Annotated in this window: 13 protein-coding genes; 10 read left to right on the top strand and 3 right to left on the bottom strand. The window is 54.7% G+C overall.

The annotated features are described in order from the left end of the window. Positions 1 to 11 precede the first annotated feature (11 nt). The 3 genes from AC3IUF_RS22565 to AC3IUF_RS22555 are packed head-to-tail and all read left to right on the top strand — an operon-like array spanning position 12 to position 5,391. Positions 12 to 1,526 carry an ATP-binding protein gene (locus AC3IUF_RS22565; RefSeq protein WP_489279343.1) on the top strand — a complete coding sequence of 505 codons (1,515 nt, stop codon included), beginning with the start codon at positions 12 to 14 and terminating at the stop codon, positions 1,524 to 1,526. Next, the gene (locus AC3IUF_RS22560; RefSeq protein WP_489279341.1) at positions 1,523 to 2,515 is read left to right on the top strand and encodes a PD-(D/E)XK motif protein; all 993 of its coding nucleotides are present in this window, start codon (positions 1,523 to 1,525) and stop codon (positions 2,513 to 2,515) included. Before AC3IUF_RS22565 ends, AC3IUF_RS22560 begins: the two co-directional genes overlap by 4 nt. 38 nt (positions 2,516 to 2,553) lie before the next feature. Further along, a complete protein-coding gene (locus AC3IUF_RS22555) occupies positions 2,554 to 5,391 on the top strand; it encodes a Z1 domain-containing protein (RefSeq protein WP_414893920.1) in 2,838 nt (945 codons plus the stop codon). Between the two features lie 247 nt (positions 5,392 to 5,638). Here the strand turns inward: AC3IUF_RS22555 and AC3IUF_RS22550 are convergent, their stop codons facing one another. Both AC3IUF_RS22550 and AC3IUF_RS22545 read right to left on the bottom strand, forming a co-directional pair. Next, positions 5,639 to 6,889, bottom strand: coding sequence for a ribonucleotide-diphosphate reductase subunit beta (locus AC3IUF_RS22550; RefSeq protein ID WP_007912693.1), 1,251 nt, complete (start codon positions 6,887 to 6,889; stop codon positions 5,639 to 5,641). Between the two features lie 562 nt (positions 6,890 to 7,451). Next, complete coding sequence (locus AC3IUF_RS22545) at positions 7,452 to 7,712, bottom strand: DUF2790 domain-containing protein (RefSeq protein WP_007912695.1); 261 nt, start codon at positions 7,710 to 7,712, stop codon at positions 7,452 to 7,454. A 473-nt stretch (positions 7,713 to 8,185) separates the two neighbouring features. Between AC3IUF_RS22545 and acs the strand changes: the two genes are divergently transcribed. The 7 genes from acs (at position 8,186) to argR (ending at position 16,708) form a co-directional block, all read left to right on the top strand. Then, complete coding sequence (gene acs, locus AC3IUF_RS22540; protein WP_007912698.1) at positions 8,186 to 10,141, top strand: acetate--CoA ligase; 1,956 nt, start codon at positions 8,186 to 8,188, stop codon at positions 10,139 to 10,141. A 1,164-nt stretch (positions 10,142 to 11,305) separates the two neighbouring features. Continuing rightward, positions 11,306 to 12,079, top strand: a complete 774-nt coding sequence (locus AC3IUF_RS22535; RefSeq protein ID WP_007912701.1) for an ABC transporter substrate-binding protein — start codon at positions 11,306 to 11,308, stop codon at positions 12,077 to 12,079. Positions 12,080 to 12,170: 91 nt separating this feature from the next. Further along, positions 12,171 to 12,860, top strand: coding sequence for an ABC transporter permease (locus tag AC3IUF_RS22530; RefSeq protein ID WP_007912702.1), 690 nt, complete (start codon positions 12,171 to 12,173; stop codon positions 12,858 to 12,860). Further along, entirely contained in the window at positions 12,857 to 13,555 is a 699-nt protein-coding gene (locus AC3IUF_RS22525) for an ABC transporter permease (protein WP_007912703.1), read from the top strand. The genes AC3IUF_RS22530 and AC3IUF_RS22525 overlap by 4 nt, the downstream gene beginning before the upstream one ends. A gap of 1 nt (position 13,556) precedes the next feature. Further along, positions 13,557 to 14,669 carry a M14 family metallopeptidase gene (locus tag AC3IUF_RS22520; protein ID WP_489279338.1) on the top strand — a complete coding sequence of 371 codons (1,113 nt, stop codon included), beginning with the start codon at positions 13,557 to 13,559 and terminating at the stop codon, positions 14,667 to 14,669. A gap of 27 nt (positions 14,670 to 14,696) precedes the next feature. Continuing rightward, the gene (locus AC3IUF_RS22515) at positions 14,697 to 15,461 is read left to right on the top strand and encodes an ABC transporter ATP-binding protein (RefSeq protein ID WP_007912705.1); all 765 of its coding nucleotides are present in this window, start codon (positions 14,697 to 14,699) and stop codon (positions 15,459 to 15,461) included. Between the two features lie 266 nt (positions 15,462 to 15,727). After that, entirely contained in the window at positions 15,728 to 16,708 is a 981-nt protein-coding gene (gene argR / locus AC3IUF_RS22510) for a transcriptional regulator ArgR (RefSeq protein ID WP_007912706.1), read from the top strand. Positions 16,709 to 16,727: 19 nt separating this feature from the next. On the opposite strand, the gene AC3IUF_RS22505 is transcribed toward argR, so the two are convergent. After that, positions 16,728 to 24,530 (bottom strand): dermonecrotic toxin domain-containing protein, encoded by a 7,803-nt coding sequence (locus tag AC3IUF_RS22505; protein WP_489279336.1) that lies wholly within the window; start codon positions 24,528 to 24,530, stop codon positions 16,728 to 16,730. Between the last annotated feature and the right edge of the window lie 102 nt (positions 24,531 to 24,632).

The raw sequence follows: 24,632 nt of genomic DNA, 5'->3' as shown, positions 1-24,632 counted from the left end.
GGAGTCGAATAGTGAGTGCGAGAACATCAATTAATGGACTAAAAGTTGTTACTACTGTACCGATTCAGCCACATGCAGGGAAAGTCACAGATGCGTTGTCACGTATCGGATATAAAATTGAAGAGGCAATTGCAGATTTGGTCGATAATTCGATCGATGCAAGTGCGACGAATATACTCATTCGCTTTGTTCATGATGGGTCGGAGATTAAACGTATAGTACTTGCCGACAATGGATTGGGGATGAGTAATGAAGAGCTTCTTTCAGCTATGCAGTTCGGTTCTACCCGCGAACGCAGCCCTCAAGCATTGGGAAAATTTGGAATGGGGTTGAAGACCGCCGCGTTAAGTCAAGGCCGGAGTTTAACTGTAATTTCAAAACAGGCGGAGCAGGTCGTTTCGTGCCGCTGGACCACAAAATCGATAGCGGCTGGATGGAACTGTGAGTTGCTCGACTCTGAAGGAGCTGCAATGTGGATGGCCGAAATCCAGTGGCCGTTTACAATCGGTGGTAGCGGCACTCTCGTCATAATTGATGAGCTTGACCATGCACTTATCCAAAGTAAGTCGCTAGAAGTGGTCTTGCAGCGATTGCAAAAAAAACTAAGTGTTCATCTTGGTTTGGTTTTCCATCGATTTATTGATGCAGGCGTAAAGCTTTACATTGATGCGGCAAATATGATTGACGGTGGCCAAGGTTTTGTCGTTACGGTTGGAAGTCTTAACCCGTTCAGCTATCCCATTACGGGTGAAAAGAACTACCCTTTACAGGTGTCTTTACACGTCACCGAGCTTCAGACAATAAACTGCATCGCACATATCTGGCCGCCTAATCAAATTAGTAGTGGGTATTTATTAGGCGGTACAAATGTTGCCACGCGGCAAGGCTTTTATTTTTACAGGAATGGGCGGCTAATTCAGGCAGGGGGGTGGAATGGCTGGAGGGAAAATAACGCAGATCATCATCTATCTTTGGCCCGTGTTGAAGTCGAGCTTTCACAAGAGTTTGACGCCGAATTTCGTCTTAATGTGCAAAAGTCTGCGCTTGATGTACCTGATTATTTTAGGATGGCACTAGTCTCAAAAGATGGGGCCATGGATCAATATTTAAGATGCGCGGAAGATGTTTATAGAAAAACTGTCGACGTTGACAGAGTTTTTATTCCCGTACCTGGCAGGGGATTTGGTGTTGCAGTTAGAAGGAAAGCGTCAACTTACCTTGCTGGCCAAAAATCACCGAGAACTGAAGTAAATATTGTTTGGGCTAAGTTGCCGGAAGACAGATTTTTTAGGATTGATCGTTCAGCTTGTAATGTTGTACTCAATGCTATGTATCGGCAAGTTCTATTAAAAGGAACATCCGCTAGCCTAAATGATGCTCCGACTATAAAAATTCTACTTTTTTTGCTGCTTCGCGATGATCTATTAAGAGAACGTGAAAGTAAGCGTTTCACTGCGCGACTTGAAGAGATTAATGAGCTCCTGATGCTGGCAGTGAATGAAGAACATTCGAGGATGGCTGAATGAATCCGATAGCTCAACAAGGCTCCCGGCACATCGGGTGGGAAGATTTGCGTGTGCGAATCCAAAATGGAATTCCATTCGTCCACCGTATTCCTTCTATCGATGGCCTCGCCCCCGCAGTAGATATCTGGGTTTCGGAGTTCGGTAAAGAGCTGGCGTTGAGAGTACAGTGCTATGGCGTTGTGAAACCAAAAGAGTCGCCTCTAGAAGAAATTAAAATAGCAATGGTACATACGCTGGAAGGAGTCATGTTGGAAGTTCGTACAAGTACTCTTTCGCTTTACCAGGAAATGTATGGTTTTTTCGTTTCTGTTGCGGATAAGATACAGTTGAATGGAGTTTTACCCATAGCTGCTGTTGAGGAAACTCTTGAGGGATGGCGGGAGCTACTGAGGACTCGTACAAGCCTTAGTGAAGAGGTGCAGCTAGGGTTGCGCGGAGAGCTATACTTTCTTCGAATTCTCATTAAAAAATTTGGCGATGAAGCGCTCAGCGCATGGGTTGGTCCGCAGAGGCAGCCTCATGATTTTCGCTTTGGAAAGAAAGAGTTTGAAGTAAAAGCGACTAGTGGGCCAAGGCATGCTCATATCATCAACGGGTTTGCACAGTTGCAACCATCCTTGGAACATGATCTGTTTGTGTTTTCACTCAGGTTTGCACCCTCCGGTCTCAATTCTGGCACTACACTTTCTGAGGATATTTATCTAACTAGAGATCTTCTGAGCAATGATGTGAGACTAAATCTAGATATAATTTTGCGAGAATACTTTAGCTATCGCCCAGAACATTCTTCGTTCTATCCTAAGCGACTACAATTAGTGAACTCACCGTTGGTTATACCCGTGGATGAACGGTGTCCGAAACTTAATGATGATTTATTATCTGATGTACCTCATCGTGAAAGGATAAAAGATATTCGGTATTTTGCGGATTTTGAAGGTCTCGGATTTCGAGAGGGAATGCCAAGTTATTCTCTCCTGTTTGAAAAGTAGTCTTAGTTCGTTTAGCTTTTATTAAGGAAAATAAAACTATGAATTTGATAAGCGTAATAACTGATACTTTGGGTGGTATGGCTAGCGCGCCAAAAAACTTGATATTGGCACTCAATTTTAATTCTGAGGCGGAAGAGTCAGTTGAGTCGATTTTTAAAGAGTATATAAGTTCCATTCCGTCATCCGCACCTGTATTTATCCTGTTCAGTAGAAAGCTTAGTTTCTGGGATTATGAATCTGCAGCGGCGTGGATAACAACAACTCCTAAAAATACAAGGGAGCGACGGGCGCTAATTTACAATCTGCTGAAGCTTGATGATGAATTAATTCAGATATTTAATGATAGGTTTCCACCCAATCTTGCCTATGAAGCTCCGATTGTTATCGCTCAAGAGCATAAGCCTTGGTACGATTCCGATAGACAACAGAGTCGATCATTCTACCGCGATGCTTATTCCAAATATCTAAGGGAACGCAAGGGGTGGAGTCAAGATCAAGTAAGTGATTTGGAGGAAAGTACCAGGTTAGTAACCGAAAGACTATCAGACCCAGAGGCGAACGAGATCTTTCCCGTAAAGGGACTAGTAGTTGGTTATGTGCAGAGCGGTAAAACTGCGAATTTCACTGGTGTTGTTGCTCGAGCGGCAGATGCAGGGTATCGGCTAATAATTGTACTTGCGGGAACGATGAATATTCTACGCGCCCAAACACAGCGTCGGATCGATCGCGAGTTAATTGGTAAGCCGTTTATTACTGCTGAAGATGAGGTTGGTTATGCATCTGATCTTCATAGTTTTATTGATCATGGAAGTTTGCCCTCTGATTTTGGAGGGTTCGACTGGCATCGCCTTACAAATATAAGCGGTGACTATCAGCGGTTGAGACAAGGTATTCAATCTTTGGAGTTTCGTAGGGCGGATAAAACTAAACCATTCAATCATCCCGACAACCTTCATGTTGAAGATGTTAGGCTGCTAGTTGTAAAGAAGGTCCCCGCCGTACTGAAAAAAGTAGCGGATGATCTTGATTCGATTAAGTCAAGGTTGGCAGATATTCCAACTTTAATTATTGATGATGAATCGGATCAGGCTTCGGTCAATACCAAGAAGCCAACTAGAAAGGAGGTGGAGGAGCGAACTGCTACTAACTCCGCAATTGTTTCGCTCTTGCAGCAATTGCCGCGAGCTCAATACGTTGGTTATACTGCAACTCCTTTTGCTAATGTTTTTATTGACCCTGATAACGAAGAAAATCTTTTCCCTCGTGATTTTATTATTAGCTTGTCGCGACCTAAAAACTACATGGGCGTCGCCGATTTTCATGATCTGGATCGCCTTGACAAAAGTGTCGCTGGGCCGAATGAAAAAGCCTATGTGCGTGATGTAGTAGGTGATGATGTATCCGCTGAAAATTTACCACGAGCTATAGATTCTTTTATCCTTAGTGGTGCCGTAAAGTTATTTCGGCAAAGTATTGATCCGGCGCTCTCTAAGAATTACCGGCACCATACGATGCTTGTGCACGTATCACACTTAACGAAGCATCATGATGCAATAGCGGGAGAGGTAGAGCGCTGCCTTAGTAAGGGAGGATATATGTCGGGCAGTGCTTGGGGGCGTCTTGAGTCTTTGTGGGTCTCTGACTATTCTAAGTTTTGCAGTGATGAAGACGGTTACCCAGCACCGAAAAGCTTTAGTCAAATCAAACCATTTCTGGGAGATTGCTGGAGTCGATTGTCAGAAGGTTCAAAAAAAGTACTTGTGGTAAATGGTGAGGCTAACGATAACCCAGATTTTGAAAGTGATAGTATCTGGAAAATTATCGTCGGCGGGGCCAAGCTTTCTCGGGGGTATACAATCGAAGGATTGACAGTTAGTTACTACCGACGTCGTGCAGCGGCAGCAGATGCATTGATGCAGATGGGACGTTGGTTTGGATTTCGCGATGGCTATCGCGATTTGGTTAGGCTTTATATCGGGCGTGAAGAGGTAGCGGGTAAAGGTACTATTGATCTTTATGAAGCATTTGAAGCAGTTTGTCGTGACGAAATGGAATTTCGCTCTGAATTGAAGAGATACGCTAATCCCAAAACCGGAATTCCGGTACTTCCAATTCAAGTTCCTCCGCTCGTACCATCGCACTTGCTACGCCCAACAGCGACTAACAAAATGTATAATGCCGTTGTGACTTTCAAGAATTTCTCAGAGGAATGGAAAGAGTCGACGCTAGCACCAACGAATTCCTCTCATGTCAAATATAACCAAGTTTTACTCGAGCGACTTCTCGCAAATGCCAAATCTGGCTTTGGGGAAGGAGTGCTATCTATCTCAACCTCTGACGAAGGAAATAAAGATTATAAGTCTAGGTGGGCTACTCTCTCATCAACGGACATGGTCAATTTTTTGAAAGCGTACAAGTGGTCTGCACAAGGCGTTCTGGAAAGGGAGATCGCGTTTCTTGAGGATAAAGCGAATAAGACAAATGTTGAGCAGTGGCTTTTTCTTTATATAGAAGGGCCAAAAAATAGCGTTGCATATAAAATTCTAGGTCAGAATTTTAACTCGTATAGACGCTCTCGCGTGGAGGGAGGTTCGGAGAGGTTTAATGCTTATTCTGAAAGCTGGCATCGATATATCGCCAAATATTTATGCGGCCTCGGTGAAGGAAAATCGAATAACTCGGTTACTCAAGAATTACGCTCATCTAAACAGGGGGTATTTTTGTTCTATCCTACAATTGATAAAAACAATTCTGCTACTAATATTACCCCTGGCTTTGCGCTCCAGTTTCCACATAATGACATTGAAGCAAAGATTCGTTTTGGCGTAAAAGTCGCGGATAAGCCAGAAGATTTAACGGTTGAGATTAGCTGCTAGTTTTATGTGCCTCGCGCAGTGCGTTTTTTACACTGCGTGGCACTTTTGGCAGCTTTATAACTGCAACACGTTTTATTTTTGGGGATGGTATGTCCTAGATTCTCGTTCAAATATATTTCTTGCCTATAGGCGAAGTATTAATTTTTTATATTTATAAAGCACATGCTCATAAAAAAGCCCTGAATGGTTCAGGGCTCTTTAACGCTTAGTTTCGAGTATTGATCAATGGAGGGCTTTGCCTCGAAGATCAATCCCAGCTTAGAGCACCACCAGTTTGGTATTCGATCACGCGAGTCTCAAAGAAATTCTTCTCTTTCTTCAAGTCCATAATCTCGCTCATCCAAGGGAACGGGTTAGTCGTCCCTGGATATTCCTCTTTAAGGCCGATCTGCGACAAACGACGGTTAGCGATGAACTTCAGATAGTCCTCCATCATCGCCGCGTTCATGCCCAGTACGCCGCGAGGCATGGTGTCACGTGCGTATTCGATCTCCAGCTGCGTACCCTGCAGAATCATCTGGGTCGCTTCTTCCTTCATTTCGGCATCCCACAGGTGTGGGTTTTCGATTTTGATCTGGTTGATCACGTCGATGCCGAAGTTCAGGTGCATGGATTCGTCGCGCAGGATGTATTGAAACTGCTCGGCGACGCCGGTCATTTTGTTGCGGCGGCCCATGGAGAGGATTTGGGTGAAGCCGCAGTAGAAGAAGATGCCTTCCAGAACGCAGTAGTAGGCGATCAGGTTGCGCAGCAGTTCTTTGTCGGTGTCCGGGGTGCCGGTTTCGAACTTCGGATCGGAGATCGAACGGGTGTACTTCAGGCCCCAGGCTGCCTTTTTGGCGACCGATGGGATCTCGTGGTACATGTTGAAGATTTCGCCTTCATCCATGGCCAGCGATTCGATGCAGTACTGGTAGGCGTGGGTGTGGATCGCCTCTTCGAAGGCCTGGCGCAGGATGTACTGGCGGCATTCCGGGTTGGTGATCAGGCGGTACACGGCCAGGACGAGGTTGTTGGCAACCAGGGAGTCGGCGGTGGAGAAGAAGCCGAGGTTGCGCATGACGATGCGGCGCTCGTCGTCGGTCAGGCCTTCCGGGTTTTTCCAGAGGGCGATGTCGGCGGTCATGTTGACTTCTTGCGGCATCCAGTGGTTTGCGCAACCGTCCAGGTACTTCTGCCAGGCCCAGTCGTACTTGAATGGCACGAGTTGGTTGAGGTCGGCGCGGCAGTTGATCATGCGCTTTTCGTCAACGGCGACACGGGCGGAGGCGCCTTCGAGTTCGGCGAGGCCTTCGGCGACGTCGAGGGAGTTCAGTGCAGCCTTGGCGCGGGCGACAGCGGCCGAGTCGTCGGCGGTCACGGCGCGGGCTTCGATCGCGGCGGCACCGCCAGCGTTGTCGAGGCGGTCCATGTTGGCTTCAGTAGCGTGGCCGGCGTTGGCGCCTTTCACTGCTGCTACTTCACTGTCTTCTTTGTCGAATTCGTCCCAGCTCAGCATGACGTGTCGTCTCCTGCGTGAGGGCCTGTCGCCCGTGTGAAACCTGATTGGTTGGTTTTTCACACGGTCGTACAGACCGCGTTGGATCTTAAGGAATCGTTTTTTGCAGCAGCTAAGGCAGGCAATAAAACAGAATTTTGTACGGGTTTCCGAGAGCCTCTGACGGGCGCAGATCACGTTGAACGCGACTGCGGGGCTTCAGAATGGCTTTGATCCCTGTAAGGGAATATTGCTGACCCGATTAGGGCGGCATTATAGGGAAAAAAACACGCGCGTGGGGGAGGCGAATCAGCACAGGGCGGTCGATCAGGAGGGGTATTTCAGTCGGAGCGAGGGTTTACAGGGCTTTCGCGGATGTTGACCGGTGAGAATTTTTTTTGATTAATTTTTTCGTCGGGCTTTGGTTGCTCAAGAAATGAGCAAAAAACCGCGTTTTTCACTATATCTTGTGTTTTGCAACCATTTTCAACGACTCCAGACACAACTGAGCCCGACCGAAGTCGGGCTGGAATCGACCCTCAATGAAGCGCTGAGAGATCCAATTCGGTGCAGTCTCGAATCATCAATTGGTGCAGCCGTTGCCCATGATGCTGTAACGCAGGATGTGACGCTGACCTTTGGAGTCGTCGTATTCCATTTTGGCCGGAACCACTTCGCAGACATTCGGAACTTCGCTCATGGAAACAACTTTGGCGATGTCCAGGTGCGTGGAGTAAGTGTATTCCTCGATAACCGGTTGTTGCTGCGCGACATCAGTCGGAACCTCATCTGCCATGGCGGTTGCGCACAGACTGCTGAGGGCCAGAACCAATAAAGCTTTCATTCGGATTTACCTTTTTGAGGTCGAGTGGGGTCACGCAACCTTTTTAGGGTTGCGTGTGGAACTTCATCATTTGCGGTTATTACTTGAGAGCTGGATTAACGGCCTTCGTGGGGGCTGTAACGTTGTTAATCGCGTTTGCCTTGTCGGCGAGGTGAATTTTAGGGAGATGGGGCGGGGGTAAACAGAGCGGGTTTTGATAAACACCTTTGGCAGATTTGGTAACAATCCCTTGAAATGGGGTAGAGGCTGGATTGGTAACCGGGTGTTTTGTCTGTGGGACCGAGTTGTCTGAATCGCTGGCAAGCCAGCTCCCACAGGGTTTGGGGGTGTTTTAGAGGTTGGTGTCTGGCTTGCAAACGGGGTAGGTGGAGGATTTGTAGGGGCTTGTTACTACCATCGTCGAATGGTTCTATGGCCCCCGCCCCGTTACAACAGGGTCATACAAAAACAACTATTACACCGAGGTAGGAAAGATGAGTGCGGCTTCTCTGTATCCCGTTCGTCCCGAGGTTCTGGCTAACACGCTGACTGACGAGGCGACCTACAAAGCCATGTACCAGCAGTCGGTCGTCAACCCTGACGGCTTCTGGCGCGAGCAAGCCAAGCGTCTCGACTGGATCAAACCTTTCACCACGGTGAAGCAGACGTCGTTCGACGATCACCATGTCGACATCAAGTGGTTTGCCGACGGCACCCTGAACGTTTCCTACAACTGCCTCGACCGTCACCTGGCCGAGCGCGGCGATCAAGTCGCGATCATCTGGGAAGGCGACGATCCTTCCGAGAGCCGCAACATCACCTACCGCGAACTGCACGAACAAGTCTGCAAACTGGCCAACGCCCTGCGTGGTCAGGACGTGCACCGCGGCGACGTGGTGACCATTTATATGCCGATGATTCCCGAAGCCGTGGTCGCCATGCTGGCCTGCACCCGGATCGGCGCGATTCACTCGGTGGTGTTCGGCGGTTTCTCGCCGGAAGCCCTGGCCGGTCGCATCATCGACTGCAAATCGAAAGTGGTGATCACCGCTGACGAAGGCATCCGCGCTGGCAAGAAGATTTCCCTCAAGGCCAACGTCGACGACGCGCTGACCAACCCGGAAACCAGCAGCATCCAGAAAGTCATCGTGTGCAAGCGCACCGGCGGCGACATCAAGTGGAACCAGCATCGCGACATCTGGTACGAAGACCTGATGAAAGTGGCGGGCACCGTTTGCGCGCCGAAAGAGATGGGCGCCGAAGAAGCGCTGTTCATCCTTTATACCTCCGGCTCGACCGGCAAGCCGAAGGGCGTGCAACACACCACCGGCGGTTATCTGCTGTACGCGGCGATGACCCATGAGCGCGTGTTCGACTACCGTCCGGGCGAAGTCTACTGGTGCACCGCCGACGTCGGCTGGGTCACCGGCCACAGCTACATCGTCTACGGCCCGCTGGCCAATGGCGCAACCACGCTGCTGTTCGAAGGCGTGCCGAACTATCCGGACATCACCCGGGTGGCGAAGATCGTCGACAAGCACAAGGTCAACATCCTCTACACCGCGCCGACCGCGATTCGCGCGATGATGGCCTCGGGTCAGGCTGCGGTTGAAGGCGCTGATGGCAGCAGCCTGCGTCTGCTCGGTTCGGTCGGCGAGCCGATCAACCCGGAAGCGTGGGACTGGTACTACAAGAATGTCGGCAAGTCGCGTTGCCCGATCGTCGATACCTGGTGGCAGACCGAAACCGGCGGCAACATGATGAGTCCGTTGCCGGGTGCTCACGCGCTGAAGCCGGGTTCGGCAGCACGTCCGTTCTTTGGTGTGGTGCCGGCGCTGGTCGACAACCTCGGTAACATCATCGAGGGCGAGGCTGAAGGCAATCTGGTGATTCTCGATTCGTGGCCAGGTCAGGCGCGCACGCTGTATGGCGACCACGATCGTTTCGTTGATACCTACTTCAAGACCTTCCGTGGCATGTACTTCACCGGTGACGGCGCGCGCCGTGATGCCGATGGTTACTACTGGATCACCGGGCGTGTCGATGACGTGCTCAACGTGTCCGGTCACCGTATGGGCACGGCCGAGATCGAGAGCGCGATGGTTGCGCATCCGAAAGTCGCTGAGGCGGCGGTGGTGGGTGTGCCGCATGACATCAAGGGGCAAGGCATTTATGTCTATGTCACGTTGAAAAATGGCGAGGAGCCGACCGAGCAGTTGCGTCTGGAGTTGAAGAACTGGGTGCGCAAAGAGATCGGGCCGATCGCTTCGCCGGACGTGATCCAGTGGGCGCCGGGGCTGCCGAAGACGCGCTCGGGCAAGATCATGCGCCGCATTCTGCGCAAGATTGCCACGGCGGAATATGACGGGTTGGGGGATATCTCGACGTTGGCGGATCCGGGTGTGGTGCAGCATTTGATTGATACGCACAAGACCATGAATGTTGCTTAAGTAGTAGATTGATGTGCTGAAAAGCCCTGTTCGGTGTAGGCCGGACAGGGCTTTTTTGTGTCTGAGGTTTTGTGATGGTAGGACTGGCCTAATCGCTGGCAAGCCAGCTCCCACAGGTTTTGTGGTGTGTTGGAAATTTTGGTTTCAGCGCATATTGGGGGTGGCTGCTCTGGCCTAATCGCTGGCAAGCCAGCTCCCACAGGTTTTGTGGTGTGTTGGAAATTTTGGTTCCAGCGCATATTGGGGGTGGCTGCTCTGGCCTAATCGCTGGCAAGCCAGCTCCCACAGGTTTTGTGGTGTGTTGGATATTTTGGTTCCAGCGCATATTGGGGGTGGCTGCTCTGGCCTAATCGCTGGCAAGCCAGCTCCCACAGGTTTTGTTGTGCGTTGGAGATTTTGGTTCCAGCGCATATTGGGGGTGGCTGCTCTGGCCTAATCGCTGGCAAGCCAGCTCCCACAGGTTTTGTGGTGTGTTGGAGATTTTGGTTTCAGCGCATATTGGGGGTGGCTGCTCTGGCCTAATCGCCGGCAAGCCAGCTCCCACAGAGTTTGTGGTGTGTCGGAAATTTCAGCTTCGCCGCATATCCCTGTGGGAGCTGGCTTGCCAGCGATAGCAATCTGTCAGGCAACTGTGTAGTCCATTGTCGGAACACAAGAACACCCAACCAATAATTATCGATCTCCCCCGTAAGACCTTTCCCGCTGTTACCCGCCGCGTTCCACGTAACCGAATGTGTAACCGCCTGCCCCGGAGCGGGGCAAAGGGAAACGCATCGCCCCGTTTTAGAGCCTCGAAACCCCCGGTGAAAAATAAGACACAACGCTGCGCTTGCCGGATTAGAAGGGTTTGCGAATAATAGGCCCGCAATTTGCAGCATAGATCGGTTCACTGTCTTTCGCTCTTGCATGAAATCGCAGGGCTGTCAATGTGCCAAAGTCGCTTTCTCTGTGCATCTGTAATTAGTTGTCGCATTGAAGAAATATCGGCTTCGGGCCTGTCGTTAGAATGCCGATCACTCGCTCATCGTGGCTGACGTTGAAATCTCTGACGGTTTCAATGGGAAATTTCCCACCGATGCAGCAACCGATTTCCCGATTCACCCATTCGCATATTGGGCTGTCGCTCACTCTGCCGTTTTTGCCCTTTACCGATGGAGTCCCAAGATGAAGAAACTTGTGCTGCTTGGCGCCCTGGCACTGTCCGTGCTGTCGATGAACGCCTTCGCTGACGAAAAACCTCTGAAGATCGGTATCGAAGCGGCTTACCCTCCGTTCGCCTCGAAAGCACCGGATGGCAGCATCGTCGGTTTCGACTACGACATCGGCAACGCTCTGTGCGAGCAGATGCAGGTCAAGTGTGTGTGGGTCGAGCAAGAGTTCGACGGTCTGATCCCGGCACTGAAAGTGCGCAAGATCGACGCGATTCTGTCGTCGATGTCGATCACTGAAGATCGCAAGAAGTCGGTCGACTTCACCAACAAGTACTACAACACCCCGGCACGTCTGGTCATGAAGTCCGGTACTCAGGTCAGCGAAGGTCTGGCTGAGCTGAAGGGCAAGAACATCGGCGTACAACGTGGTTCGATCCACGAGCGTTTCGCTCGTGAAGTCCTCGCGCCACTGGGTGCCGAGATCAAGCCGTACGGCTCGCAGAACGAAATCTACCTCGACGTGGCCGCCGGTCGTCTCGACGGTACCGTGGCTGACGCCACCCTGCTGCAAGATGGCTTCCTCAACACCGACGCCGGCAAAGGCTTCGCGTTCGCAGGCCCGGCGTTCACCGACGTCAAATACTTCGGCGACGGCGTAGGCATCGCGGTACGTAAGGGCGACGCCCTGAAAGACAAGATCAACGCTGCCATCGCGGCCATCCGCGAAAACGGCAAATACAAAGCAATCCAGGACAAGTACTTCGCCTTCGATATCTACGGCAAGTAACACGTCTCTGCGACAAGTCCGAAATGGCGCAAGCAACAGGATCTCTGCGGTTTGCGCCATTTTTTCATCCCAACTTTCGAGGACCTGAATCATGTTGAAAGGCTACGGGGCTGTCATCCTCGATGGCGCATGGCTGACGCTTCAGCTCGCCTTGTCGTCCATGGCTCTGGCCATCGTTCTCGGGCTGATCGGTGTCGCGTTGCGCCTGTCGCCGGTGCGCTGGCTGGCCTGGCTGGGCGATCTGTATTCCACGGTGATCCGCGGGATTCCCGATCTGGTGCTGATCCTGCTGATCTTCTACGGCGGCCAGGATTTGCTCAACCGCGTCGCACCGATGCTCGGTTATGACGACTACATCGACCTGAATCCGCTGGCCGCCGGTATCGGCACCCTCGGTTTCATTTTCGGTGCGTACCTGTCGGAAACCTTCCGTGGCGCGTTCATGGCCATTCCCAAAGGTCAGGCCGAAGCCGGCATGGCGTACGGCATGAGCAGTTTTCAGGTGTTCTTCCGGGTGATGGTGCCGCAGATGATTCGCCTGGCGATTCCGGGCTTCACCAACAACTGGCTGGTTCTGACCAAGGCGACCGCGCTGATTTCCGTGGTCGGTCTGCAAGACATGATGTTCAAGGCCAAGCAGGCGGCAGATGCCACTCGCGAGCCTTTCACCTTCTTCCTCGCAGTGGCGGCGATGTACCTGGTGATCACCAGTGTTTCGTTGCTGATCCTGCGTCAACTTGAGAAGCGCTACTCGGTAGGCGTAAGGGCGGCTGATCTATGATCTTCGACTACAACGTCATTTGGGAGGCCATGCCGCTGTACCTCGGCGGCCTGCTGACCACCCTCAAACTGCTCGCGCTGTCGCTGTTTTTCGGTCTGCTCGCGGCCCTGCCGCTGGGGCTGATGCGCGTCTCGAAGAACCCGGTCGTCAACGGCGCCGCGTGGCTGTACACCTACGTGATCCGGGGCACGCCGATGTTGGTGCAACTGTTCCTGATCTACTACGGTCTGGCGCAGTTCGAAGCGGTACGCGAAAGCTTCTTGTGGCCGTGGCTGTCCAGCGCAACGTTCTGTGCGTGTCTGGCGTTCGCGGTCAACACCAGCGCCTACACCGCTGAGATCATTGCCGGCAGCCTCAAGGCCACGCCAAACGGTGAGATCGAAGCAGCCAAGGCCATGGGCATGTCGCGCTTTAAACTGTACAAGCGCATCCTGCTGCCATCGGCCCTGCGCCGGGCACTGCCGCAGTACAGCAACGAAGTGATCATGATGCTGCAGACCACCAGTCTGGCCTCCATCGTGACCTTGATCGACATCACTGGCGCGGCGCGTACCGTCAACGCGCAGTTCTATCTGCCGTTCGAGGCGTACATCACCGCCGGCGTGTTCTACCTGTGCCTGACGTTCATTCTGGTCAAGCTGTTCAAACTGGCCGAGCGTCGCTGGTTGAGCTACCTGGCCCCGCGGAAGCACTGATATGGAACGCATCGACCACGTATTGCCGTGGAGCCACCTGGGCAGCGAGCGCAAGATTTCGGTCTTTCGCTTTGGGCATGGCGAGCGCAAGGCCTACATTCAGGCCAGCCTCCATGCTGATGAATTGCCGGGCATGCGCACCGCTTGGGAGCTGAAAAAGCGCCTCGGCGAACTCGAAGCCAAAGGCTTGCTCAACGGTGTCATCGAGCTGGTACCGGTCGCTAACCCGTTGGGCCTCGGGCAATTGCTGCAAGGCAATCACCAGGGCCGTTTCGAGGCAGGCAGCGGCAAAAATTTCAACCGTGATTTCGTCGAACTGAGCGCGCCGGTTGCGGCAGCTTTGGCTGAAAGCCTCGGTGATGATCCGCACGCCAATGTGCGTCTGATCCGTCAGGCCATGGCCGATCATCTGGCGGCATTGCCAGAGGCAAGCAGCCAGTTGCAAGGCATGCAGCGGGTGTTGCTCAGCCACGCTTGCACCGCTGATGTGGTGCTTGATTTGCACTGCGATGCTGAAGCCGCGCTGCACATGTACGCGTTGCCGCAACACTGGCCGCAGTGGCGTTCGCTGGCGGCGCACCTGAATGTGAAGGTCGGATTGCTGGCGGAAGATTCCGGCGGTAGCTCGTTCGATGAAGCCTGTTCGTTGCCATGGTTGCGTCTGTCGCGGCAGTTCCCTGATGCGCAGATTCCGCTGGCCTGTCTGGCGACGACCATTGAGCTGGGCGGTCAGGCCGATACCGGTCGCGCCGAAGCGCAGGCGTATGCTGAAGGCATTCTTGCGTTCCTCGCCGGGCAAGGCCTGATCACCGGCGAGTGGCCGAACCCAGCACACGAAGCCTGTGAAGGCATGCCGTTCGAAGGCACCGAGTTGCTGTTCGCACCGCATCCGGGCGTCGTGAGTTTTCTGCGCAAGCCCGGCGAATGGGTCGAGGCCGGCGACGATATTTTTGAAGTGATTGATCCTCTGTCCGATCGGGTCAGCACGGTATGTGCTGGTACCTCCGGGGTGCTGTTTGCCATTGAACGGCTGCGTTATGCCCAACCCGGTTTCTGGCTGGCCAAGGTGGCGGGGCGCGAAGCGCTGCGTCACGGGCGCTTGCTCAACGACTGACTGACTGTTTTTGTGAGAACCGACCGCATGTACAAACTTGAAGTCCAAGACCTGCATAAACGCTATGGCAGTCACGAAGTGCTCAAGGGCGTGTCCCTGAAAGCGGCAGCCGGCGATGTGATCAGCATCATCGGCTCCAGTGGCTCCGGCAAAAGTACTTTCCTGCGCTGCATCAACCTGCTCGAGCAGCCGCACGCGGGCAAGATTCTGCTCAACAACGAAGAGCTGAAACTGGTAGCGAACAAGGACGGCGCGCTGAAAGCCGCTGATCCGAAGCAGCTGCAACGCATGCGTTCGCGCCTGTCGATGGTGTTCCAGCATTTCAACCTGTGGTCGCACATGACCGCGATTGAAAACATCATGGAAGCGCCGGTTCACGTGCTCGGCGTACCCAAGTACGAAGCGCGTGAAAAAGCCGAGTACTACCTGAACAAGGTCGGCGTGGCCCATCGTAAAGATGCGTTCCCGGGGCACATGTCCGGTGGCGAGCAACAGCGCGTGGCGATTGCCCGTGCGCTGGCAATGGAGCCAGAGGTGATGCTGTTCGACGAACCGACTTCGGCCCTCGACCCGGAACTGGTGGGCGACGTGCTGAAAGTCATGCAAGCGCTGGCGCAGGAAGGTCGCACCATGGTTGTGGTTACGCACGAAATGGGTTTTGCCCGTGAAGTGTCGAACCAGTTGGTGTTCCTGCACAAAGGTGTGGTGGAAGAGAGCGGCAACCCGCGCGAAGTGCTGGTGAATCCGCAATCGGAACGTTTGCAGCAATTCCTCTCGGGCAGCCTCAAGTAATCGCTGCCGTTATGCACCAAATCAGGTCATGCTTCGCGACCTGAAGGTTGGCTCCAATCCACTGTAGGAGCTGCCGAAGGCTGCGATCTTTTGATCTGTTTTTGAAGATCAAAAGATCGCAGCCTCGTTCCACTCGACAGCTCCTACATGGGAATGGCATTCCAGTGCCGATGGTGGATCTGCGTCAGGCTCAAGATTTGTGTTCATTTACGGGCTAGCATTGGCCCATGCCTTCATCACTGTTCTTCGTTTCGGATTGCCCGCCCATGACTGCCCATCGAATTGGTTTCCTGATTTGGCCCAGCACTAAAGCGTTGACGCTGGCGCTGGCGGAGGAAGCCTTGCGTGTTGCTCAGCGGGTGCACCCGGATGTGGTTTACGAACTGTCGTTCCTGCAAGCCGAGCCACCCGCCGAAGGTGCCTGGCAATTACCCGGCGAAGCGTGGGCCGGCAAACTCGAAAATTTCCAGAAACTGTTCCTGCTCGCTGACGAGCCACCGACCACGTTGGCGCCGGCGCTCAGCAGTGCACTGAAGCAACTGGTGCGTGCCGGCACGGTCATCGGCGGTCTGTCCGCGGGTGTGTACCCGCTGGCGCAACTCGGTTTGCTCGACGGTTATCGCGCTGCCGTGCACTGGCGCTGGCAGGACGATTTCGCCGAGCGTTTTCCGAAAGTCATCGCCACCAGTCACTTGTTCGACTGGGATCGCGATCGCCTGACCGCCTGCGGTGGCATGTCCGTGCTCGATCTGTTGCTGGCGGTGCTGGCCCGCGATCACGGTGCGGAATTGGCCGGTGCAGTCTCGGAAGAACTGGTGGTTGAACGCATTCGTGAAGGCGGCGAGCGTCAGCGCATCCCGCTGCAGAACCGTCTCGGCTCCAGCCATCCGAAGCTCACTCAAGCGGTGTTGCTGATGGAAGCCAACATCGAAGAGCCACTGACCACCGACGAAATCGCCCAACACGTGTGCGTGTCGCGTCGCCAACTGGAGCGCATCTTCAAGCAATACCTCAACCGTGTGCCGAGCCAGTACTACCTGGAATTGCGCCTGAACAAGGCCCGGCAGATGTTGATGCAAACCAGCAAGTCGATCATCCAGATCGGCCTTTCGTGTGGCTTCTCCTCGGGGCCGCATTTCTCCAGCGCCTATCGCAACTTCTTCGGCGCCACGCCGCGGGAAGATCGCAACCAGCGGCGCAGCAGCAGTCCGTTCGAATTGTCGTCAGTGCCGCCAGAGCGCGGTTAGGTCTCGGCGTACGTCTGGCTCAATCGGAAAACGACATATCCCTGAAGTTGTCCAGCGCTTGGTAAGCGCTGGCCAGCCATTCTCGCTCCTCCTGCAGTCGCGTTTCATTGGTCGCATTGTAAATAGTCAAACGCTGCTGACTCTCCAGGCTTAGTGGATTGTTGCTGAAGTCATAGGTGGCACCTCTACCGTCAGCAGGAGAGGGCAGTGGGTCGGGGAGTTCGATGATGGCGTTGGCGGAAAGATCTGCATACGTCAGCTGCGGCATCGCAAAAAGGCCGGCCGGTACGTCGGTCAGTCCCGTGTTGCTCAATCGCAGAGAGCGACACGCGTTGAAGTTTCTCAGGTCCGGTGTCAGCCCCAACGGATTGTGGCTCAAGTCAAGAATGCGCAGGTTTTCCATCGCCGCCAGTGCATTCACGGTTTGCTCAGTCAGTACGATGCGGCAATGGGGCAGTTCCAGGCTGGTCAGATTGCTCATGCGCAAGATTGAGGCGGGAATCTCGTTGAGTTGATAGGCGCGAATATCCAGTTTTTTGAGTGACGGGAACAGCTCAAGCAATCGGTCAACCCGAGGGTGCACGTTGGCAGTACTTGTCAGTGTCAGTTTGCTGGTCTGCTCGAAACGCCCGCTCAGTTTCGGCAACTCGCCATGGAAAGACAGATCAAGGGCTACCTCAGAAGAGGCCAGGCCTCCCGGCGCTACGCGCAAGCTTTGTTCCAGGCCATCCCTGAACCAGCTGCGTCTGGCGTTTTCCTGGCGTAGTGCTTCGTCGCCCATGTTAGCGCCTGTGAGCGGATCACGCGGAACCTCCCGCGCCCACACCTCAAGCTCGCGCAGTAGCGTGGCGAGGTCGCTCTGGCGACGCAGCAATTCGATGCGTCCTTCGGCCATTGTCCCGGGCAGGCCATAGACCAGATGATTGGCATCGGCTTCACTGATGGCGGGATACAGGTCTCGCGCCAGGGCAATGTCAGCCTGCTCAGCCAAAACGCCCAGGTTCTGATAACTGAGTTGGTAGAAGGCCTTTATCCGGTTTTTTGAGGCTGTGGACAGTGGATTGGCCCTCAGGACAACCCCGTTGGTGCCAAAGCCAGTCAAGTCTTCCGGCAATTCGACAATGGCGTTTTCGCTGAGGAACGTGTCACGCAGGCGAGGTAACTGCCCCACGCCGGCGGGCACCTGAGTAATACCGGTGCGGGAAAGATCCAGGGCCGACAGCGCGCGTAATGCTCCGACATCCGGCGCAGTGCCCAGAGGGTTGTTGTACAAGTCCAGTCCTTTCAACCCGCTCATCGCGCTAAGCGTGGCCTGGCCCATGGCGTCGAGTACCACACCGCAACTGTTCAGCATCAGTGTTTCGAGGGAAGGCATGAGTGCCAGCGCCCGTGGCATGCGGCCCAGCTTGAAGCCGCGCAGCTCCATGGCTTGCAATCCCTTGAAGCACATCAGGAAACTGTCCGGGGCATTTAGCATTTCATTACCCTGAATGGACAAGCGGACGACGTGGCTGAAGTCGGCAGACAGCGACGGCAGTTCCCCCGCAAAGTGAGCAACGATATCTAGCGTATTGAGCCTCAGCTCGGGCTTGTCGGTGTTTCTGGCGCGCCAGAACTGTTCCAGATTTTGACTGAACTCTCTCCTCTTGAATTGTTCTTCCACGCGCTCAGGTACGCTCAGGATTTCGCCAGTCATGGGATTGCGCAACGGTATGCGTTCGGACCAAGCGCTCAAGTCGCTGATCATCTGTCTGATTTCCGCTTCCCAGCGCAGCAGTTGCTCAGTGCCCGCCCGCAGCGTGCCGGGCAAGTGATAGATCATGTGACTGGCATCGTCGATGTCCATCCATGGATACAACCTTTGTGCGCTGGCTAGGTCGCCTACATCCGGCATCACGTCAAAATGGCGTCCGTGCTCGACATAGTAGGTTTTGATGCGCTCGCGAGTGGGCAGGGACAGTGGATTGCTGGCCAGATTGGTGCCGTCGGCGAGGTCCAGATCGAGGCTGAAAAAAGTTTCGGGCAGATTGGTGATGCGGTTGCCGTTCAACAAGGCGTTTTTCAGATTCGGGTGATCGGCGAAGCCATTGGGCAGTGCCGTAATGCCGGAGTTCGAAAGCAGAATGTCACGCATGGCAGGCAGCGGCTGCAGGTCGGGTATCGCCGCCAGTGGATTGTGACTCAGGTCCAGCAGTTCAAGGTCGCTCAGTGTCGCGAGGGTGTTCTGGTCGGCGGGGCTGAGTGTCACGCCGCAGTCTCTCAATGTCAGTTCCGTGAGCTTCGGCAGGTGGGTCACGGACTGCGGTATTTCACCCAGTGGAAACTGTTGCAGGTCCAGCTCGCGTGTGTTGACGAACAAATCGATGAACGCGTCGGGGGCACCGATAGCGGCATTGCCCTTGAGCTTCACACCAACGACATGAGAGAAGTCCGTTGTCAGTTGCGGCAGGTCACCGATGAACCTCAAGTCGGACTCAAAAAAATCCGCACGCATGCCTGATTCGACCGACCGGCGACGCCAGAAGCGTTCCAGCTGTTGGCCAAATTCGGAGCGGGCGGCGTATTGGTCAAACAGTTCAATGGCCGTGAGAGCTTCACCCGTCAAGGGATGAACGCTGGGAACTTGCGGTGCCCAAGCGGTCAGGTCCGAAGTCAGCTGATTAAGCTCGGCCCGCCACCTGACGAGCTGAATCCTGCTATCGGCCAGGGTTCCGGGCAAGTCGTAGATCACATCGCTGGCCTCCTGTTCATCCAGGGACGGAAACAGATCTCGCATGAGGGCGATATCGCTAGTCTCTGCGCGCACATCGAAGTCTTGTCCGGTGCGTCTGTAATAGGTTTTCACTTTGTTGCGTGTGGCCACCGACAGCGGGTTGTCGGAAAAGTCGAAGCCGTCACTCTGATTGGCCGACAGCTCGAACACCGCATCGGGGATTTCGCTGATGCGGTTACCGCTGATAATTGCAGTGCGCAGATTCGGATGACTGGCCAGCCCGTCAGGCGTCACGTTGAGGCCGCAGTTGGATAAATCGAGGTAGGTCAGTTCGGGGAGCAGGTTCAGCTCGGGGAATGTCCCCAGGGGATTGTTGCTCAGGTCCAGCGTATGCAGGTTGTTCAGGGAAACCAGTGTCGCCTGATTTTCAGGGGTCAGCACCACGCCGCAATCGTTGAGTTCCAATACGCTGAGGCGGGGCATCCTGATCTGCGAAAGGGCAATCGGCTCTAGGTCGAAGGCGTGCAATTCCAGTGTGGTCAGATTCTCAAAGCGCTGAATGAACGGCAGTACTGCCGTGAGGTTTTTATTGCCCGTCAGTGTCAGTCGCGAGACATGCTCGAAATTGGCACTCAAGGCCGGCAGGTCGCCCATGAAATCAAACGTTGCGGTCAGCTCGCTTTCTCTGAGAGACGCTGATCGGGTGCGCCAGAAACGCTCCAGTTTTTGCCGAAACTCATCCCGTGCACTGCGCTCCAGTGCTTGCTCATCCAGCGTCAAAGGTCGATTGAAAACGGGGTCGAGCGCAGGTGTCTGGTTGGCCCATTCGCCGAGTTCAGTCTTCAACGTTGCGAGCTCGGCCTCCCAACTGGCGAGCTGAGCCTGGCTGTCAGTCAATGTGCCGGGAAGCCGATACAACAATTCACTGGCCTGGTCGGCATTCAGATCAGGAAACAACGTGGTGGTGCGCAAAATATCGGCTGGATCCGGGCGTACTCCGAAATGTTTGCCTGTGTGGTTATAGTACGTTTTCACTTTCTCTCGGGTGGCGGCCGACAGCGGGTTGTCGGCAAAACCGAAGCCGTCACTGAGTGAGCTGGTCAGGTTGAAAAAAACGTCCGGTATGTCGCTGATCTGGTTGCCATCGAAATTGCCGGTGATCAGTCTCGGGTGATCGAGCAGGTTGGCCGGCAGTGAGGAGATGTCTGTCTTGGTCAGATTGAGATAACGCAACGAAGGCATCGCGCTGACGTCGGGAGGCGTGCCCAATGGATTGCCCCGCAGATCCAGCAGCGAAAGGTTGGGTAACGATGCAAGCACTGCCTGATTGGTTGCCGAGTGGGTGATGCCGCAGTCGCGCAAGATCAACTGGCGCAGGTTGGGCATTGCAGTGAACGATTGGGGCAGGCTCGGCAGATCGAGGTTTTGCGCATCCAGATACAGCAGGCCCGTGAAGCGTTGCATAAAGGTGTCCACTGCCCTGGTATTGGCGCTGCCATTGATGGAGAGCATGACGACGTGGCTGAAGTCCGCTTCCAGTGCGGGTAGTTCCCCCAGTACGGGTTGCGCAATCTGCAACATGTACCCAGCGGGACCCCGGGTTTGCCTGCGCCAGCAACGCAGTAGCGCTTCTCGGAACTGCGCGCGATTCTGCAGGGCTGCCCGGCGTTCGATATAGGTCAACGGCAGGCCGCTGACAGGGTCATTGGCGGGGACGTCGATTTCCCAGTTACGCAGGTCATTACTGAGCTTGAAGTATTCGTTGCGGCGCCTGGCCAGTTCCGCGTTGAACTCAACCGTGTTGTTCTGGAAAACCGCAACGAAATTACGCGCCTCCTCGTTGGACATGCCTCGATAGATCGCCTGCACGCGCTCTTCGGGACTAACGATTCGCTGACCTGTGGTCACCAGGTTGTCCTGATTTTCGATGCCGATCGCACCGAGTTCACCCGCTTCAAAAAAATCGGCATTTTCAAGGCTTCTGGGTGCGTTCAGTCGATCATTGCCGAAGCCTGCCAGGCGTAGCGTGTCCACGGCCGGTTGGCTGATCGGCGCTTCGAACAGCACGGTGCGTAGCTCCTCGCGTTCAAGTGATCGCTGACGAACTGCGGCACTCAACGCGTCGCCCTGGCCGATCTGCAGGTTCAGATTCTGACGTTCGCCGTCCGGTAATGCGTACAACAGACTGGAGTAAAAATCCGTGGCCGAATGCAGCTCCTGGCCGCGGTCGTCGTAAGGTTGATAGCGGCCGTCCTGTTGGCGAACCAGTACTTTCCGAGCGGGCGCATCTTCGCGTCCGATGCTGTCGAGTACCGCGCCTTCGTAACGTCCGTCGCGGATTTCGAGGCGCACATCGCCGCTCCAGCCTGGCAGCAGCTTGAGGCTGTGCAGCGCAAGGGAATCGGAATCGGCATTGCTCAAGGCGTTCAGTTCCAGGCCTTCGTAAGCGCGGGTGACACGCACTTCCTGATTGGCCAGTTGCATGAATTCCTGTTGGCGCGGCGGCAGTTCTCCGTTGCTTATCTGTATCAATTCACTACCGCTGGCGGTGTCGAGCAGTTCACGGACGAGGCTGGCCGGCAGTGTCGGATCGTGGTCGATGATTGTTTGGGCCAATGGATCGTCAATGTGCTGAAGGACCTGATAGCGCGAGTCGAACAGCGAGCTTCGCTGGCGTCGGGCGAGATGGGCCAGTTGCTTGCGCAGCATCTGACTGCGAACTTCCAGCGAGGGCGTCGGCCCGCTGAAAGGTTCTGCGAGCAACGCTTTGATTTGCTGCTCGTCGAGAGAAGCCAGCAGGGTCTTGAGCAGGTCGCCATCGATCAGGCTGTCCTGGCGAAGCTCGGTCAGCGGCAAGGTTGCGTCCGCCGAGGATTGCCAGAGCAGTTCGCCTCGTTGATCAACCAGACGCAGGCGTTGGCTGCTCGGCCAGCGGCCGTGTTGCGTCAGCAGTTGCAGTTGTGTCGCCGGATCGGCACGCAGGTATTGCTCAGCCACGTTGCTGTCGAGTTGATCGATAAAGCGTTGCAGTTGTTGATCGATCTTGAACCGCTGAATGCTGTCGGCCAACAGGGGAGGTGGAGTTTCTTGATCGACATGCATCTTGCGTACGGCATCTTCATTGACGCCACTGACACGCAGGATTGTCTCGCGCTCTGGAGGCGAGAATGTCTCGATGGAAGGATTGATTCGCCGCAGCGCCGTGTCGGTGTCCCATTCCAGTGGTTGTTCCAGTTCGGTGTGCCAGGCACCGGCGCCATTGTGCCGCACCGTCGGTTGGTAGGCGTCGGGCCGAGTGGGATGTTCGATCGTGTATTGGCCGGGAATCGCACCTTCGCTCACGGCAAAATGAGCGTCTTCCAGTGGCAGCAGTTGCTTGCCTTGATGCGGGTACAGGCCCAGTTCATTGGGCGTTGAACCGGCATCGGGCACTGCCGTGTGCTGGTAGCGGGCCAGATCGGGATCCCAGTAGCGGGTTTTGCCATTGGCCAGTCGTACAGGCTTGAAGCGGTCGATGAAGGCGACCACTTCCTTGGGCAAGACCTTGCGAAACTCGCCGGCACCAATCGCGCCGCCCATGCCGAAGATACCCAGTTGGATCAGCGATTCGACGGTGCCCATCAGGTGTTCGAACGCTTCGCTCGTGCGTCCCTGTCCCCATTCGATGATGCCCTCGAAAGCTTCATCGAGCATTTGATACGCCATGTACGCCATCATCGCTTCACCCAGGACCGGCACGAACGGCGCTACGATCAACGCGGCGGCCTGGACGATGCTCGAGATGATGTTGCTCACCGAATCCCAGAAAACCCAGCGTGCTTTTTGGTCCACCATGGCGGTGGGCACGGCGATCACCCGGGCATCGTTGAAGATCTTGCTCAGTTTCGATTGATAGAGGTGTTGCCACAGATCGACCTGGAACGGTGTCAGTGTGGTTTGCAGATCCGGTCGTTCTACAGGTGTTTCGCGCCAAGCGGGCAATGAGCTGCCGGACTCCGGCGGATGCCATGTCATTTGGCTCAAGCGGCTGTTGAGGGTGCTGAAGAAAAAGCCGCGATGTTCGTGGTTCACGAAGCGGCTGAAAAACTGCTGATAGTCTTTCGAACGCAGCTGGCGCGTCAGTTCGGCAAACAGTTCGTAGGTCGATGCGTATTCCTTGAAAGGGTGCTCGGGATCATCCGGGACGTAGGCCACCACCCGCGCCGGGGTGCGCGATGCATACAGGTCGGGGGCAAAGACGACGATACCGGTGAGCGGCGCGCACAGCATCCCCATGTCATGGCACCGCACGGGCGCGCCGCCGACATACAGCCCTCTCATGCCGTCGAGCACGGCGTCGATCAAGCGAAAATAACTTTCCGACACATCGCGATTCATCCGCGCCCATTGCAGGGCGGCTTTCATCGCGGCCTTCTGACTGTCGTCCAGTTTGCTGCGCAGTACAGACGCCACCATCGGATCGGTATAGCCGAGGTTGTCTTCGAGATGGGCTTTGTACTGAGCACCGAGATCCAGCCTTCGGCACAGCTGGGTGAAGGCGGCAATGCTCAGTTTGGCCTTGATCGACGGCAGGGTCATGAACTGGCCGGTGGTGGAGGGCCGGGTGACGAAGGTCGAGTCAACGTCGAAGGCGTCGTCACGGGTTTCCGCTTCCTCGAAGTTGTGCAGCGCGGCTTCCAGTAACGAGACCGTCCAGGCGCGCGTGCCCGTTCTGATCGGGAGCCACGGGGTGGTTGCGGGGATGTACAGGCGCACAAAGGTATTGCGCACATCCAGATCCAGTCCGAAGGATTTGTTCAGTTCCTGTTTGAGCAAGGGCTCGGCAAAGGCGCTGGCGTCTTGCAGGTGGTCGAGGCTTTGATCGACTTGGCTTTGCGCGGCCCAGTGCGCGGCGTTGAGGGTTTTCATCTTTTGATGCTGTTCGGCGGGGACCGATTGGAGTGAAGTGGACAGACGGGGCAGGCTGTCCTGGAGCGCCTGGCGGCGGGTCGATGAAGTGTTGCCGAGCCAGTCGGGTACGGCGTTTTTCAGTGGCAGGTAGTGGTCGTCGTGATGCTGCGCGTCGCTCGCGGCAGTCGAGACTGGCGGTGGTGGCTGAGTCAGGTGCATGGGCCAATCCTTGGCGTTGAAAAGAACGCGCAGCAAATCAGGAAGCGACCCCTCTTGTGCGGTACATATTTATATCTTTGTCGCGGGGTGGAGTTGGTATTC

It is taken from the genome of Pseudomonas sp. KH_040 (assembly GCF_057839305.1).
The sequence above is the reverse complement of the archived record's forward strand: the minus strand, read 5'-3'. Positions and strand labels throughout refer to the sequence as shown.